The sequence below is a fragment of the Agrobacterium sp. CCNWLW155 genome (genome assembly GCF_036888815.1).
Lineage (GTDB): Bacteria > Pseudomonadota > Alphaproteobacteria > Rhizobiales > Rhizobiaceae > Agrobacterium > Agrobacterium radiobacter.
Window position 1 is genome coordinate 222,702 of the sequence record NZ_JBAKFW010000004.1, and the last position, 14,430, is coordinate 237,131.

The window sequence follows — 14,430 nt, forward strand, 5'->3', positions numbered from 1 at the left end:
CCGCTAAATGGAAACATCCGGTTTTCGAAAGACTGACATGTTTTCGGAATAAAGAATGAGCTCGGTCGGAGAATGATCAGCCGGCCTGACTTCCGCTTTGAACAGGAGAGAGGGACCATGAAGAAAATTTTGGGACTGGGCATGCTGAGCGTTTCGGCAATAACGCTTTCAGCTGGAGCGGCTCTGGCCGATTACGAGCTCAACATTCTTCACATCAACGATTTTCACTCCCGTATCGAATCGATCAACAAATTCGACTCGACCTGCTCGGCGGAAGAAGAAGGCAAGAACGAATGCTTCGGCGGCGCCGCGCGCCTGCTGACCGCAATCAACCAGACCCGTGATGCGCTGAAGGCGGAAGGGAAAAATGTCCTGCTGCTGAATGCCGGCGACAATTTCCAGGGATCGCTGTTCTACACCACCTATAAAGGCACGGTGGAAGCGGAAGTGCTCAACGCCATGAAGTTCGATGCCATGACCGTCGGCAATCATGAATTCGACGATAGCGAAGACGGCCTTGCCGGCTTCCTCGACAAGGTGCAGTTCCCGGTCGTGACCGCCAATGTGGTAGCCACCGCCGCCTCGAAAATCGGCGACCGCGTCAAGCCGTCCATCGTGCTCGAAGTCGGCGGACAGAAAATCGGCATCGTCGGCGCCGTCGCCAATGACACGGCAGAACTGGCAACGCCCGGTCCCAATATCACCATCGCCGAAGATGTCGCGAAAATCAGCGAACAGGTGCAGAAGCTGAAGCAGGACGGCGTCAACAAGATCATCGCGCTGACCCATGTCGGCTATCCGCGCGATCTCGAATTCATCGCCAAAATTCCTGACGTCGACGTCGTGGTTGGCGGCCATACCCACACGCTGCTGTCCAACACCGACCAGAAGGCCGAAGGCCCTTATCCGACGCTCGTCGACAATCCCGGCGGTTACAAGGTTCCGGTCGTGCAGGCCGGGCAGTACAGCAAATATCTCGGCGACCTCAAAGTGGTCTTCGATGACAGCGGCGTCGTGAAGGAAAGCAAGGGCGACCCGATCCTCGTCGATTCCTCGTTCAAACCCGATGAAGCCACGCTGAAGCGCATCGACGAGCTGAAGGCGCCGATCGAAGCCCTGAAAGCAAAGGTCGTCGGCACTTCGGAAGGCCCGATCGAGGGCGACCGCAAGGTTTGCCGCGTGAAGGAATGCTCCATGGGCAATCTGGTGGCCGATGCGACGCTGGCCCGCGTCAAGGATCAGGGTGTCACCATCGCTTTTGCAAACAGCGGCGGCCTGCGTTCCTCCATCGATGGCGGTGATGTCTCGATGGGTGAAGTGCTGACGGTTCTGCCGTTCCAGAACACCGTTGCAACCTTCCAGCTCAAGGGCGAAGATATTCGCGCCGCCCTGGAAAACGGCGTCAGCCAGATTGACGACGGCGCGGGCCGCTTCATGCAGGTTTCCGGCATGAAATATTCCTTCGACCGTTCCAAGCCGGCCGGCAGCCGCATCGTTTCGGTCGACGTCAAGGAAGGCGACGCCTTCGTGCCTCTCGATCCCGCCAAGACCTATATCGTGGCGGCCAATAATTACGTGCGCACCGGCGGTGATGGCTTCAAGGTTTTCGCGACCAAGGCGATCAATGCCTATGACTTCGGCCCTAACCTTGAAGAGGCAGTTGCGGCCTATATCACCGCCAACAGCCCCTATAAGCCCTATACCGACGGCCGTATCAGCGAAGTGACGCCTGCCGGTTATGTCGCTCCGGCAAAGCCTGCGGCACCAGCGCCAGCCGCAACCGCGCCTGCCCCAGCTGCTGCTCCGGCGCCTGCTGCCACAGCACCGGCTGCAACCGCGCCGGCATCCCCGGCACCTGCTGCCGCCGCTGCCGCCGTCAGCAAATACGTCGTCGAAAAGGGCGATTCGCTCTGGAAGATCGCAGCGGAGAAATATGGCGACGGCGCTCTCTGGCACAGAATTGCCAAGGCAAACACGCTGAAGCAGCCGAACCACATTGAAATTGGCGAGGAGCTGGAACTGCCGGCCCAATAAGCCGGGCGGGAACGAACAGGGCAATTTGCCGCAGACACAGAGCCGGCCCCGGGACATCGGGGCCGGCTTCTTATTTTCTATTTAAAAACAAAGCGCTAAGGATAAAGATTTGCCAAGGGACAGCCTTCGCCTCCCCTCACCCCGGAAATTGCCGCCGCCGATGGTTCAATCCTGAAGAATTTCGTCTAGAACACGGTGAACAAAATGACGACCCGAGCGTATAGCTCGGGCATTCCGGCCAAACCTCATCGGTTTGCGTTCGGGCAGATAAACAGAAGATGGAGCGTTTCCGGCCTTTTTCCGCGGCGGGCCGCTCCTTATACAACCAGTCCGAGTTTCAGGGTATCATTCATGGCGACAGAACTATCCCCACTCCCCACAAACCATCCCCGCGTAACTTTTGGCAAGGTGGGCGTCCTGCTCGTCAATCTGGGTACGCCCGACGGCACGGACTATTGGCCGATGCGCCGTTATCTGGCGGAGTTTCTGAGCGACAAGCGCGTAATCGAATGGTCGCGCCTTTACTGGTATCCCATTCTCTACGGTATCGTCCTCAACAAGCGCCCGCAGAAGGTCGGCAAGGCCTATGAGGAAATCTGGAACCACGAGCGCAATGAAAGCTACCTGCGCACTTATACACGCAGCCAGGGCGAGTTGATGGCGGCAGCGTTGAAAGATCTGCCTAATGTCGTGGTCGACTGGGGCATGCGTTACGGTCAGCCCTCAATCGCCTCGAAGATCGACGCGCTGAAGGAACAGGGCTGCGAAAAAATCCTGCTTTTCCCGCTTTATCCGCAATATGCCGCATCGACCACCGCAACCGTGAACGACAAGGCTTTCGAGCATCTGATGAAGCTGCGCTGGCAGCCCGCCATTCGCACCGTGCCGCCCTATCATGACGACCCCGCCTATATCGAGGCGCTCGCGGCCTCCGTCAGAAACCATCTGGCGACGCTGGACTGGGAGCCGGAAATGCTCATCACCTCGTTCCACGGCATTCCGCAATCCTATTTCAAAAAGGGCGACCCCTATTATTGTCATTGCCAGAAAACCGCCCGCCTGCTGCGGCAAGCGCTGGGGCGGACCGAAAAGAACTTCATGATCACCTTCCAGTCGCGTTTCGGGCCGGAAGAATGGCTGCAGCCCTATACCGACAAAACAGTGGAAAAACTGGCTTCCGAGGGCGTGAAGCGCATCGCCGTCATGAATCCCGGCTTCGTTTCGGATTGTCTTGAAACACTGGAAGAAATTGCCGGTGAAGCCGGGGAGATATTCCTGCATAATGGCGGTGAGAAATTTACCCATATTCCGTGTCTCAACGACAGCGTCGAGGGCATGAATGTTCTCGAAACGGTTGTAAGACGGGAGTTGCAAGGCTGGGTGTAATCTTGCCATAAGGTTGTTGGGATAAATCCCCGATAGTTCCGATTTGGAGGGAAAGTGATGATTGCATTGGGCGGTTTCGACATCGTCGTCATAGCGGCGGTTGTTCTGGTTATTCTGGTGCTGTTTGCCGGCATCAAGACCGTGCCGCAGGGGCATCGTTACACGGTTGAACGGTTCGGGCGTTATACCCGCACGCTCGAACCGGGCCTGAACCTCATCGTGCCGTTCTTCGAGAAAATCGGCTCGAAAATGAATGTGATGGAGCAGGTGCTCCACATACCGACGCAGGAAGTCATTACCCGCGACAATGCGAGTGTTTCTGCCGATGCCGTCACCTTCTATCAGGTGCTGAACGCCGCACAGGCGGCTTACCAGATCGCCAATCTGGAAATGGCGATCGAAAACCTCACCATGACCAATATCCGCTCGGTGATGGGCTCGATGGACCTCGACGAGCTGCTGTCAAACCGCGACGCCATCAATGACCGCCTGCTGCGCGTGGTCGATGAGGCAGTAGGCCCCTGGGGCATCAAGGTCACCCGTATCGAAATCAAGGATATCGCGCCGCCGAAGGACCTCGTCGATTCCATGGCGCGGCAGATGAAGGCGGAGCGCGAAAAGCGCGCGCAGGTGCTGGAAGCAGAAGGCGCCCGCAACGCCCAGATCCTTCGCGCGGAAGGCGCCAAGCAATCCGCCATTCTGGAAGCGGAAGGCCAGCGCGAAGCGGCGTTCCGCGATGCCGAAGCACGCGAACGTCTGGCCGAGGCCGAAGCCAACGCCACCCGCATGGTGTCGGAAGCCATTGCCTCCGGCAACGTCCACGCCATCAACTATTTCGTCGCCCAGAAATACACCGAAGCGCTTGCCGAAATCGGCACGGCCAAGAATTCCAAGATCGTGCTGATGCCGATGGAAGCCTCAGCGCTGATCGGCTCCCTCGGTGGCATCGGCACGATTGCGCGGGAGGTATTCGGCGACAAGGGCGATGCACCGAGCGCGCCCGCCGCCCCCACGTCATCCCGCTCCGTGCCGCCGACCCGGCCCTCCGGCCAAAGCATCAATGTTACCATCCCGGGTAATCCCTTCGGTTCTTCATCGGAGAAGTGACGATGTTGCAACGGCTTGCCACTGAGCTGGGACCCTGGAGCTGGTGGATCGTCGGCTTCGTGCTGCTCGCCGCAGAACTCATCGCGCCCGGCGTCTTCCTGATCTGGATCGGCATTGCTGCGCTGGTCATCGGCGTCTTTTCGCTGTTCTTATGGGATGCCGCAATCTGGGCCTGGCAATTGCAGCTGGTGCTGTTTGCCGCGCTCTCCGTCGTCTTCGCCCTGCTCGGCCGTAAATATTTCGGCCGAAACCGCGGCGCAAGCGACGAGCCATTCCTTAATCAGCGGGAGGCAAGCCTTGTCGGCCGCACCGCGACCCTTCAGGAACCGATTGTCGAAGGGCGTGGCCGGATCAGGCTGGACGATACATGGTGGCCGGTAAACGGCGAAGACATGCCGGCCGGAACCCGCGTGAGGATCGCTTCTGCGCGCGGACGCACGCTGACAGTCGAGCCGATTGACCGATAGGTTTTCAGGATCGGCGGTAGCGTCAAGCCACGCCGATCCTCAAGAGATCGTGGAAATGCACCAACCCGATCGGTCGATTGTCGTCATCAATGACAATCAGCGCGCCGATGTGGAATTTTTCCAGCGTCGCCAGTGCGCTGGTTGCCAGCACCGATTTTTTGACGGTCTTCGGCGAGCGGGTCATGATGTCGTCGACCGTCATTTCGGCGAGGTTGCGCGACAGGTTGCGCGCCATGTCACCCTCGGTGACGATGCCGCACAGACGGCCATCCTCATCCAGAATGCCAACACAGCCGAAATGCTTGCGCGAGAGAACACCAACCGCTTCCGGCATGGCCGTTCCCTTATTGACCAGCGGCACGCGATCACCGGTATGCATGATATCGCTGACCAGTGTCAGGCTAGCCCCCAGCTTGCCGCCGGGATGAAACACCTTGAAATCGCCCGCTGTGAAATTGCGCGCCTCGAGAAGCGCAACGGCAAGGGCATCGCCCAGCGCCAGCTGCATCAATGTGGAGGTCGTCGGTGCAAGTCCGAGCGGGCAGGCTTCCTGCTCATTGGGAACCAGCAGCACAATATCTGAAGCCTGGGCCAGCGATGAATTTTCCGAGCAGGTGAGCGCGATCAGCGGAATGGAAAAACGGCGCGAATAATTGATGATGCTGCGCAATTCCGCGCTTTCGCCGCCTTTGGAGATCGCCAGCACCACGTCATCGCCGCCGATCATGCCGAGATCGCCATGGTTGGCTTCCGCCGCATGCACAAAAAAGGCAGGCGTGCCGGTGGAGGCGAAGGTGGCCGCAAGCTTCGCGCCTATGTGGCCGCTTTTACCGACCCCGGTGATGATGAGGCGGCCGTTCGACTGGCCGATGGTCTCGATCGCCTTGCAGAAGGGCTCGGAAAGACCGTTCTGGAGAGCGTCCTCAAGGGCGGCAAGGCCAGCCCGCTCCATCGAAATCGTCCGCACGGCGGATTCGATGGCATTGTCTTCGACCAGTTTGACGGCGCGCGTAATCATGGCCGACTGTTACTCTTTCAGCCGGAATAAGTCCACTCTTCAGCCGGCAAGCACCGAGTTTTAGTAGATGCCACCCGAAAATGTTCAGCGGTTTCGGTACGACGGCATGTCGTTAATGACGCCGGTCCGGTGGAGAAATCTCCTCGATCGTTCCCAGCCGCTTGAAAGGGATGTTTTCCTCATCGACCAGATATCGCCCGAGCGTCCTTACCCATGAGACCGAGCCGTCGCTACGGCGTACGGCATATTCCTGATTATAAAAACTCGCGGCCTTCAGGGTGATCAACGCCGTTTCGATCACACGGTTTCGATGATCCAGGTCCACTTTTTCGAGCATCTGAAAAATGCTGATGCCCTGCATCGCCTGTCTTAGTGGAATCCCGAAGAGATCAGCACATACTTCATCTAAATAGAAACGGTCATTGGTAATATCCCAACAATAAAAGCCAACCTGCTTGATGTTCAAAACGGGATTCATGAAACGACGCTGTCACACAAAATAAATTTAATACGGCTTGCTGAGCAATAGAAGATCAGCCCTGTTAGATCATAGGGCGATTCCGTGCCAAATTGAAACGTTTTAATCTTCTCATATTAGAATTTTTTTGCATTTATGACTATTTTTCTCCAGTCATCGGAGCGGACGAAATCGAGCCGTCGGTTTCGGTGATGGATGCCGCTGCTTTTCCGCCGCCCGCCATAACGCTGAAATCCCGGCGATCTTTATCAACTGTTAACCATAAAAAACCTATTGTTAAAGCGATGTTAAAACTTGCGTCGCCTGTCTGGTCCCTGGTTTCTTCATGTCATTTCATCGGCCTGTCACTCATCGGGTCCGAGGAGATGCCCTGGCGGGCCTTCGATCCGGCATCGGCCAAACTCGCCGGGTGAAAAGGAATGAATGTGAAGGGCACCGCCACACGTCTGCCGACGTCGCGGAAAGCAGCAACCCTGCTGCTCGCCTGTACGATTTTTTGCCCGCAGGGAAGTGCTTTCGCGCAGACTGCAACGACGGCCACGCCCGTATTACCGGGCGCCGCTTCTGCCGGAGACGGAGGAACCTCACCCCCGCTGGCGACGGATGGAGGGGTGAACACAGGCACGGCTCAGGCCACAGCCACGCCGGCGCCCGCACCACAACTCTGGCGTCCGTCCAACAATCCCGGCGACCCGATTTACGAACAGCAGGACGACGCGGGCCAACCCTATGCCGACGCCGAAAACCCCTATGAGCCGACGATGGACGGCGGCGAAAATCCACGGATAGCGACTCAGCCCGGACAGACGCCCGGCATCCGGCTCGGTACATTCCTGCTGCGGCCTTCGATCAGCCAGACGATCAACACGGAAAAACAAACGAATACCGGCGGCCCTTCCAGACGCAACTATCTGACGACGGGCATACGCGGCACGCTCACCAGCGACTGGTCCCGCCACGCTTTGACGGTGACAGGCGACGGTGCCTGGGAGAGAAACTTCGGCAGCGACAAGGATGGCGAAGAGCCCCGGGCAAGAATAGAGGCCGATCTGCGCCTTGATCTCGGCGAAGAAACGACAGCCAATCTCAAGGCCGGTTACGAATTCAGCCGTGAGGACACGACGGACCCCAACGCTCTGACTGGCGCTGCCGTACAGGGCGGCGAACACCGCTTCACCACGAGCGCGTCGATAGAGCGGGATTTCGGCAAGCTGCGCGGCCTGGCGGCGCTCGATCTCTCGCGCACGGTCTATACGGATGCAAAAGGCATAGACGGACGGCCGATCAGCCTCAGCGACCGCGACCAGAACGGTGCCAACCTGCGCGGACGCATCGGCTATGAATTGTCACCGGCGCTCATCCCCTTCCTCGAACTGAACGCCGGGACGACCAAATATGACAGGCGTCTCGACAATTCGGGCTATGCCCGTTCCTCCAATGCCTATGGGGCAAAGATCGGCGCGGAAGTCGATCTTGGCGAGAAGACACGCGGCGAGGCCGCCATCGGTTATCTGCGCAAGCAATATGATGACGATCGCCTCGCCTCGATCGGCGCATTGACACTGGATGGCGAACTCAACTGGTCACCCCAGCGCGGCACGAATGTCAATCTCGGCCTGCGCACGACGATAGAGGACTTTGCCGGCGGGCCGCAGGGTGGCTGGATTTCCTACCGGCTGGATGCCGGCCTGACCCACGAATTGCGCAACAACCTTGTCGCCCGCCTGACGGGACAGATCGTGCACCGCACCTTCCCCTCTTCCGACACAGAAAATGCCGTGGAATATACCGCGGGTGCCGGCCTGACCTGGGGTCTCAACCGCTATCTCGACCTGACCGCGGACGTCAGCTACCAGTGGACGCCGGTTTATGACAGCAGCGAGCTGCGCGTCGGCGCAGGACTTGTCCTGAAGCGATAATGGCCACAAACGAAAATCCCGGCGCAAAGGCCGGGATTTCCTTATATGCTCGGTCGATTATTTCAGACCGTCGATCAGAGCCTTGATCGGCGCTTCGATCGCAGGGCGAATATCGCCACGCTCAAGCGCGAAGGCGACATTGGCAAGAATGAAACCATCCTTGGCGCCGCAATCGAAGGTCTGGCCACGGAAATGATAGCCGGCGAACTGTTGCGACTTGGCAAGCGACAGCATGCCGTCCGTCAGCTGGATTTCATTGCCGGCACCACGCTCCTGATTTTCGAGAATGTCGAAAATCTCGGGCTGAAGAATATAACGGCCGTTGATGTAGAAATTCGACGGCGCCGTACCCTTGGCAGGCTTTTCGACCATTTCAGTGATCTTGAAACCTTCGCCGACGGCGTCGCCCACGCCGACGATGCCATATTTATGCGTCTGATCAGGGGCGCATTCCTGCACCGCGATGACATTGCCCTGGGTCTGGTCGTAAAGTTCGACCATGCCCTTAAGGCAGCTTTTCTGCGAATGCATGATCATGTCGGGCAAGAGCACGGCGAAAGGCTCGTCGCCGACGATATCACGTGCGCACCAGACCGCATGGCCAAGACCAAGCGGCACCTGCTGGCGCGTGAAGCTTGCCGTGCCCGCCTTGGGCAGAAGGCCGGCCAGCAATGTCAGCTCGGCATTCTTGTTGCGCTCGCGCAGCATCTGTTCGAGTTCAAATTGAATATCAAAATAATCTTCAATCACAGCCTTGCCGCGGCCGGTGACAAATACAAAATGCTCGATGCCCGCTTCCGCCGCCTCATCAACGACGTATTGAATGACCGGCTTGTCGACGACGGTGAGCATTTCTTTCGGAACCGCCTTGGTGGCGGGCAGGAAACGTGTACCGAGACCTGCGACCGGAAATACAGCCTTCCGAATTTTCTTCTGTTCTACCACATATCCCTCCTGAGAGATAAAACTTGATCACAATCCCCGCACGCTGTTGTTATTTCAAAAATAACAACGTTTTGTAAAGGGTGACGCTACCATCTATTAATGGTAAAGAATTTGTTGACGTTCTTTTGTTATCCATGATGACGCCCGATGCGTTTTCGCAATCGAAATGACATTCGAGAGAACGAAAGACAGACGATGACAAAGATGATCCTTTCAGATGTCCGCAAATTCGGCTGCATGGTGGTTGCAGGCCTGGCAATCTCGCTGGCGCCCGTTTCAGCCCGCGCCGATCAGGGATTCCGTCAGTGGATCAACCAGTTCTATGCAACAGCCGCGAAAGAAGGCATTAGCAAGGCGACCTATCAGAAGGCCTTTGCCGGTGTCAGCGAGCCGGATCCGGATGCGCTGCGCAAGGCCACCTTCCAGCCGGAATTCACCACGCAGATCTGGGATTATCTCGATTCCCGCGTCAATCCGTACACGGTGCGGATCGGCCGCGAAATGAAGATGAAGCACGCGACGACGCTCAACTGGATCGAGCGTAACTTCAATGTCGACAAGCACATCATTCTCGCCATCTGGTCGATGGAATCGAATTACGGCGCGGTTCTCGAAAAGCCGGAGCGGCTGCACAATATTCCGCAGGCGCTGGCAACGCTCGCCTACTCCGATCCCAAGCGCGCCAAATTCGCGCGCACGCAATTGATCGCCGCTTTGAAGATTCTTCAGGCGGGCGACGTGACACCGAAACAGCTGACGGGTTCCTGGGCGGGCGCGATGGGTCACACCCAGTTCATCCCCACCAGCTACCTGCTTTATGCCGTCGATGCGGATGGCAACGGCAAGCGCGATATCTGGCATTCCGTTCCCGACGCCCTGGCAACCGCTGCCAATCTTCTTTCCAAGAACGGCTGGGAGCCCGGCCGCACCTGGGGTTACGAAACCGCCGTTCCGCGTGGCGGCGCCCGTTATGAAGGGCAGACGAAGACCATTGCGGAATGGGCAAAGCTTGGCTTCACCCGTCCGAACGGCAAGAACTTTACCCGCGGTTCCGATCGCGCCATGCTGAAATTGCAGGGCGGCGCAAACGGCCCCGGTTTCCTGGTGATGAAGAACTTCTTCACCATCAAGAAATACAACGCTTCCGACAGCTATGCGCTGGCTGTCGGCCTGCTTGCGGATGAGATTGCCGGTTATGGCGGCATGCAACAGAAATGGCCGCGTCCCGACGGGACGCTGGATATTCGTGAAAAATTCGAACTCCAGACCCGCATGAAGGAACTCGGCTATTATGATGGCGAGGTTGACGGGAACTTCGGCTCCGGTTCGAAAGCCGCCATCAGCGCCATCCAGTCGCGCATGGGTATGGAAACCGACGGTCAGCCGTCGCAGCGGTTGCTGAGAGCCCTGCGCAATTGATAATGTGCCGGCGAATTCGGCGGCGTCATGGGCGCCGTCGATGCATCCGGAAAGGTTGATGTCATGAGTAGGAAACCTGCGGAAAAAAACGGAAGAACCGGCTGGCGTTTCTGCGCCGTCCTTCTTTCCGCTGTGCTTACACTGCCGCTCGTTCCTTCCGAAAGCTTCGCACAAGAGCAACGGCGCACCCTGTTTGAAATGCTCTTTGGCAAACCTGTGGGCCGCGATGGCGGATCCGGCCGTGAATACCAGCCCCGCAACCGCCGGGATTTTCCCTCTGCTCCGCGTGAACGATCGGTCACCCGCCCGCAACCCGCCAGAAAAGCGCCCTCGGTGGTGCAGATGCGGACCGCAAAACCGGAACCGGCAGCCAAGCTTGAAAATGCAAGGCGCGTCCTGGTCATCGGCGATTTTCTCGCCGGCGGCATGGGGGAAGAGTTGGTCAATGCCTTTGCCAGCTCGCCGGCAATCACCGTCGATGTGCGTGCCAACGGCTCTTCCGGCCTCGTCCGCACCGATTATTATGACTGGTTCAAAAACCTGCCGCAATTCATCAGCGAGACCAATCCGGCCACCATCGTCATCATGATGGGATCGAATGATCGCCAGCAGATGCAGATCGGCGATATCAGGGAGAAATTCGGCACGGAGGCCTGGTTCAAGGAATATGAACGGCGGATCGACGAACTTTTGACCCTTGCCGGACGCCAGAAGGTGCCGCTGCTCTGGGTTGGCGTTCCGGCCTTCCAGTCGCCATCGCTTTCGGCCGATCTCGTCGGCTTCAACCGGCTTTATCGCAGCCATGTCGAAAAATATGGCGGTGAATTCGTGGATGTCTGGGACGGTTTCGTCGATGAGGCGGGAAAATTTGTCATAACCGGCTACGACATGAACGGCCAGCAGGCCCGTCTGCGTGAGGCAGATGGCATCGGCATGACACAGGCCGGCAAGCGCAAGCTTGCATTTTACGTCGAAAAATTCGTGCGCCGGCACCTTGATAGCGCCGGACCGGACCTCGTGAAACTGGACGGCAGCAATCTGCCGGCGCTCACCTCCCTGCCCGCACTTGGCATCGATGCGGGGCAGGTGCGGACCCAGCCGATCAGCCTGACCGATCCCAATCTCGATGGCGGCGACAAGCTGCTTGGCGACGCCCCTTTGACCGCCGGACCGACACGCGTATCCGTTGTGGAATCGCCGCGCGAAAGGCTGAGCAAGCGCGGCGAGATGGCCGATGCACCGGCAGGCCGCATCGATGATTATCGTGTGGCGCCGGATACCACACAGGCCAAACAATAAGCACTTTCGCAGCGGCCTGACCGCCCCGCAGCGGGCGTAATGTTTAGGCAATCCGCGCATGACAGGGTAGGTACAGCTTTGCAGGAATGCGGGGTTGGCCATCCACCACCCCCGGTCCCCCTTTTGCATGGCGATATTTATTTGACGGCGACGCCTCGCTCGTCCGTAGCGTCAGCGGCGCCGTCTTTTTTTGCCTTTCGCCCGCGCCCCTTCTTCCCGGAAGGTACGCCGGACAATGCCGAGATGAATTCATGCGCCTGCTGCTTGTTGAAGACGAACGCGAAATGGCAGCAGCCCTGTCCGCCGCGCTCCACCGGTTCGATATTATCGTGGATACCGTCGGCACGCTCGATCTTGCCCGTCACGCCATCATGGATGGTGTTCACGACCTCGTTGTGCTTGATCGGCAATTGCCTGACGGCGATGGCATCCAGCTGATTGAAGATTTGCGCCTCCTGCCCGTCACCCCGCCCGTCATCGTGCTGACGGCGCAGGGTTCACTTGCGGATCGGGTCAATGGCCTCAATCTCGGCGCGGACGATTATCTGGCCAAGCCATTCGCCGTCGAGGAATTGCTTGCCCGCATCCGGGCCCTGATGCGCCGGCCGGCGGGTGCGGTCACGATGACAGCAAAGCTCGGCAGGCTGGAATTCTGCTTCGAAACCCGTGAAGTCCGTATCATGGGTGAATTTCTCCCACTGACAAGACGGGAACTGCTGATCCTCGAAGCCCTGTTGCGGCGGCAGGGCAGAACGGTGCTGCGCTCATTGCTCGAGGACGCTGTCTATAATTTCGATGATGAGATCCAGTCCAATGCGCTCGATTCCCATATTTCCCGCTTGCGCCGCAAACTGGCAGCCGCAAATGCGGGTCTCGAAGTCCACGGCATTCGTGGCGTCGGTTATCTGCTGAGGGCGACCGCATGAAGCCGGCCAAAAGAAAATCCCTCAAACGTCGCCTCACCATTCAATTGCTGCTGTTCCAGATCGGCAGCCTTTTCATCGTTACCGCGGCCATCATCACCTATATGTCGAGTGGCGGTGCGGGCAGCGCACTGCTCAGCCCTGAGGCAGCCCAGATAACCGCCAATGCGATCGTGCGGGATAAGGATAATCGGCTGGTTCTCAGGGAAACACCTGAGTTCATCGACCTGCGCAACGGCACCTCTGATTTCTGGTTTGTCGCCGTCAGCGAAAAAGGCGAGATCGTTCAGGGCGGGCAGGTGCCTGAGGCCTTCAGCAACATGGATCAACAGCTTAGCGACGTCAGGATCTCGGACGTACGCGACGCGGCGCTTTCCTATTCCTATCTTGCCGTGGTGCGCATCGCCGTCGTTCGTCGCGCCTCCGGGCCAGCGGGAGAATTCGTCATGATCGGCAAGGGCGGCCCGTTCAGCATGACTTTCCCCGTCCTGCTGTTCTCAAACATACTGATCATGCCGGTCCTCATTCTCATGTCCATTGTGACGATCGTCGCCATTCCCTGGCTCATCCGCAGGGAATTTCGCGCCCTTTCCGCCATTGCCCGGACAGCGGAAACCATAGATATCGACAGACGTGGATATCGATTGCCGGATGGCGATATTCCACGAGAGGTGCAACCGCTCGTGCATGCCGTCAACGGCGCGCTGAAACGGCTGGATGACGGCTACGAACGGCACAAGCGCTTCATTCTCGATGCCGCCCATGAATTGCGGACCCCCGTCGCCATTCTCCAGACCCGCGTTGAAACGCTGCTGGACGGCCCGGCCAGAAACAGAATTTTGGCGGATGCCAGCCGCATTGCCGTGCTGGCCGAACAATTGCTGGATCTACAACGTCTCGGCGGGCAGAAAGCGCCTCTGGTGCCGCTTGATCTTGTCGGCCTTTGCAGGTCGGTCGTCGCCGATATGGCCCCGCTCGCCATATCACAGGGATATGCGCTCTCCTTTGAGCCGGAGGAAGAGCCGATCCTCGCCCTTGCCGACGACGCCTCGTTGCAGCGCGCCCTGATGAACATCGTGCAGAATGCCATCGAACATGGCGGCAATCGCGGAACGATCACGATGCGGGTCGCGGCAAACCGGGTGATCGAGATAGCTGACGAAGGCAATGGCATTCCCGAAGAGGAACGGGAGCTGATTTTCGATGCCTTCCACCGCCTGCGGCCTAAAGATCGCGGCACCGGGCTCGGGCTCAACCTCGTGCAGGAGATCATCCGCTATCATGGCGGAGAGATTACCATCAGCGATGCTTCCACCGGTGGCGCCTGCTTCCGTATCACCCTTCCCTATTGCTGACGAAGAATCCCTCATTTTCGAAGACAAAAGAAAAGGCCTGTTGCAGACGCAAACAGGCCTTTTCCGTTCGTACTACCTTC

13 protein-coding genes are annotated in these 14,430 nt (G+C 58.3%); 10 read left to right on the plus strand and 3 right to left on the minus strand.

The annotated features are described in order from the left end of the window. Nucleotides 1–117: 117 nt before the first annotated feature. The 4 genes from V6S97_RS15575 to V6S97_RS15590 all read left to right on the plus strand — a co-directional run bounded on the left by V6S97_RS15575 (nucleotide 118) and on the right by V6S97_RS15590 (nucleotide 4,994). Complete coding sequence (locus V6S97_RS15575) at nucleotides 118–2,034, plus strand: 5'-nucleotidase C-terminal domain-containing protein (protein WP_003506128.1); 1,917 nt, start codon at nucleotides 118–120, stop codon at nucleotides 2,032–2,034. A gap of 351 nt (nucleotides 2,035–2,385) precedes the next feature. Beyond that, on the plus strand, nucleotides 2,386–3,420 hold the full coding sequence (gene hemH, locus V6S97_RS15580; RefSeq protein WP_003506127.1) for a ferrochelatase: 1,035 nt from the start codon (nucleotides 2,386–2,388) through the stop codon (nucleotides 3,418–3,420). Nucleotides 3,421–3,477: 57 nt separating this feature from the next. Continuing rightward, on the plus strand, nucleotides 3,478–4,527 hold the full coding sequence (locus tag V6S97_RS15585) for an SPFH domain-containing protein (RefSeq protein ID WP_003506126.1): 1,050 nt from the start codon (nucleotides 3,478–3,480) through the stop codon (nucleotides 4,525–4,527). Between the two features lie 2 nt (nucleotides 4,528–4,529). Beyond that, complete coding sequence (locus tag V6S97_RS15590; protein ID WP_003506125.1) at nucleotides 4,530–4,994, plus strand: NfeD family protein; 465 nt, start codon at nucleotides 4,530–4,532, stop codon at nucleotides 4,992–4,994. Nucleotides 4,995–5,016: 22 nt separating this feature from the next. On the opposite strand, the gene V6S97_RS15595 is transcribed toward V6S97_RS15590, so the two are convergent. Both V6S97_RS15595 and V6S97_RS15600 read right to left on the minus strand, forming a co-directional pair. Beyond that, nucleotides 5,017–6,012, minus strand: coding sequence for a KpsF/GutQ family sugar-phosphate isomerase (locus tag V6S97_RS15595; RefSeq protein ID WP_003506123.1), 996 nt, complete (start codon nucleotides 6,010–6,012; stop codon nucleotides 5,017–5,019). 112 nt (nucleotides 6,013–6,124) lie between these two features. Continuing rightward, nucleotides 6,125–6,490 (minus strand): PAS domain-containing protein, encoded by a 366-nt coding sequence (locus V6S97_RS15600; protein WP_020809342.1) that lies wholly within the window; start codon nucleotides 6,488–6,490, stop codon nucleotides 6,125–6,127. 92 nt (nucleotides 6,491–6,582) lie between these two features. On the opposite strand from V6S97_RS15600, the gene V6S97_RS15605 reads away from it, so the two are divergent. Together V6S97_RS15605 and uppP are read left to right on the plus strand one after the other, a co-directional pair. After that, nucleotides 6,583–6,903, plus strand: a complete 321-nt coding sequence (locus V6S97_RS15605) for a hypothetical protein (protein ID WP_153315100.1) — start codon at nucleotides 6,583–6,585, stop codon at nucleotides 6,901–6,903. A 6-nt stretch (nucleotides 6,904–6,909) separates the two neighbouring features. After that, the gene (uppP, locus tag V6S97_RS15610; RefSeq protein ID WP_099087342.1) at nucleotides 6,910–8,409 is read left to right on the plus strand and encodes a polysaccharide biosynthesis protein UppP; all 1,500 of its coding nucleotides are present in this window, start codon (nucleotides 6,910–6,912) and stop codon (nucleotides 8,407–8,409) included. A gap of 57 nt (nucleotides 8,410–8,466) precedes the next feature. Here the strand turns inward: uppP and galU are convergent, their stop codons facing one another. Then, nucleotides 8,467–9,354 (minus strand): UTP--glucose-1-phosphate uridylyltransferase GalU, encoded by an 888-nt coding sequence (gene galU / locus V6S97_RS15615; protein ID WP_031233583.1) that lies wholly within the window; start codon nucleotides 9,352–9,354, stop codon nucleotides 8,467–8,469. 195 nt (nucleotides 9,355–9,549) lie between these two features. Between galU and V6S97_RS15620 the strand changes: the two genes are divergently transcribed. The 4 genes from V6S97_RS15620 (at nucleotide 9,550) to V6S97_RS15635 (ending at nucleotide 14,350) form a co-directional block, all read left to right on the plus strand. Continuing rightward, the gene (locus tag V6S97_RS15620; RefSeq protein ID WP_080864733.1) at nucleotides 9,550–10,773 is read left to right on the plus strand and encodes a lytic murein transglycosylase; all 1,224 of its coding nucleotides are present in this window, start codon (nucleotides 9,550–9,552) and stop codon (nucleotides 10,771–10,773) included. A 63-nt stretch (nucleotides 10,774–10,836) separates the two neighbouring features. Next, entirely contained in the window at nucleotides 10,837–12,072 is a 1,236-nt protein-coding gene (locus tag V6S97_RS15625) for an SGNH/GDSL hydrolase family protein (protein WP_111794509.1), read from the plus strand. A gap of 251 nt (nucleotides 12,073–12,323) precedes the next feature. Next, nucleotides 12,324–12,998, plus strand: coding sequence for a response regulator transcription factor (locus V6S97_RS15630; RefSeq protein WP_003506112.1), 675 nt, complete (start codon nucleotides 12,324–12,326; stop codon nucleotides 12,996–12,998). Then, nucleotides 12,995–14,350: a sensor histidine kinase gene (locus V6S97_RS15635; protein WP_080866996.1), complete on the plus strand. Its 1,356-nt coding sequence runs from the start codon at nucleotides 12,995–12,997 to the stop codon at nucleotides 14,348–14,350. The genes V6S97_RS15630 and V6S97_RS15635 overlap by 4 nt, the downstream gene beginning before the upstream one ends. Nucleotides 14,351–14,430 lie beyond the last annotated feature (80 nt).

Bases quoted from the DNA above. Each gene is read 5' to 3' on its own strand.
- V6S97_RS15575 (WP_003506128.1), top strand. From the start codon at position 118: ATGAAGAAAATTTTGGGACTGGGCATGCTGAGCGTTTCGGCAATAACG.
- hemH (WP_003506127.1), top strand. From the start codon at position 2,386: ATGGCGACAGAACTATCCCCACTCCCCACAAACCATCCCCGCGTAACT.
- V6S97_RS15585 (WP_003506126.1), top strand. From the start codon at position 3,478: ATGATTGCATTGGGCGGTTTCGACATCGTCGTCATAGCGGCGGTTGTT.
- V6S97_RS15590 (WP_003506125.1), top strand. From the start codon at position 4,530: ATGTTGCAACGGCTTGCCACTGAGCTGGGACCCTGGAGCTGGTGGATC.
- V6S97_RS15595 (WP_003506123.1), bottom strand. From the start codon at position 6,012: ATGATTACGCGCGCCGTCAAACTGGTCGAAGACAATGCCATCGAATCC.
- V6S97_RS15600 (WP_020809342.1), bottom strand. From the start codon at position 6,490: ATGAATCCCGTTTTGAACATCAAGCAGGTTGGCTTTTATTGTTGGGAT.
- uppP (WP_099087342.1), top strand. From the start codon at position 6,910: ATGAATGTGAAGGGCACCGCCACACGTCTGCCGACGTCGCGGAAAGCA.
- V6S97_RS15620 (WP_080864733.1), top strand. From the start codon at position 9,550: ATGACAAAGATGATCCTTTCAGATGTCCGCAAATTCGGCTGCATGGTG.
- V6S97_RS15625 (WP_111794509.1), top strand. From the start codon at position 10,837: ATGAGTAGGAAACCTGCGGAAAAAAACGGAAGAACCGGCTGGCGTTTC.
- V6S97_RS15630 (WP_003506112.1), top strand. From the start codon at position 12,324: ATGCGCCTGCTGCTTGTTGAAGACGAACGCGAAATGGCAGCAGCCCTG.
- V6S97_RS15635 (WP_080866996.1), top strand. From the start codon at position 12,995: ATGAAGCCGGCCAAAAGAAAATCCCTCAAACGTCGCCTCACCATTCAA.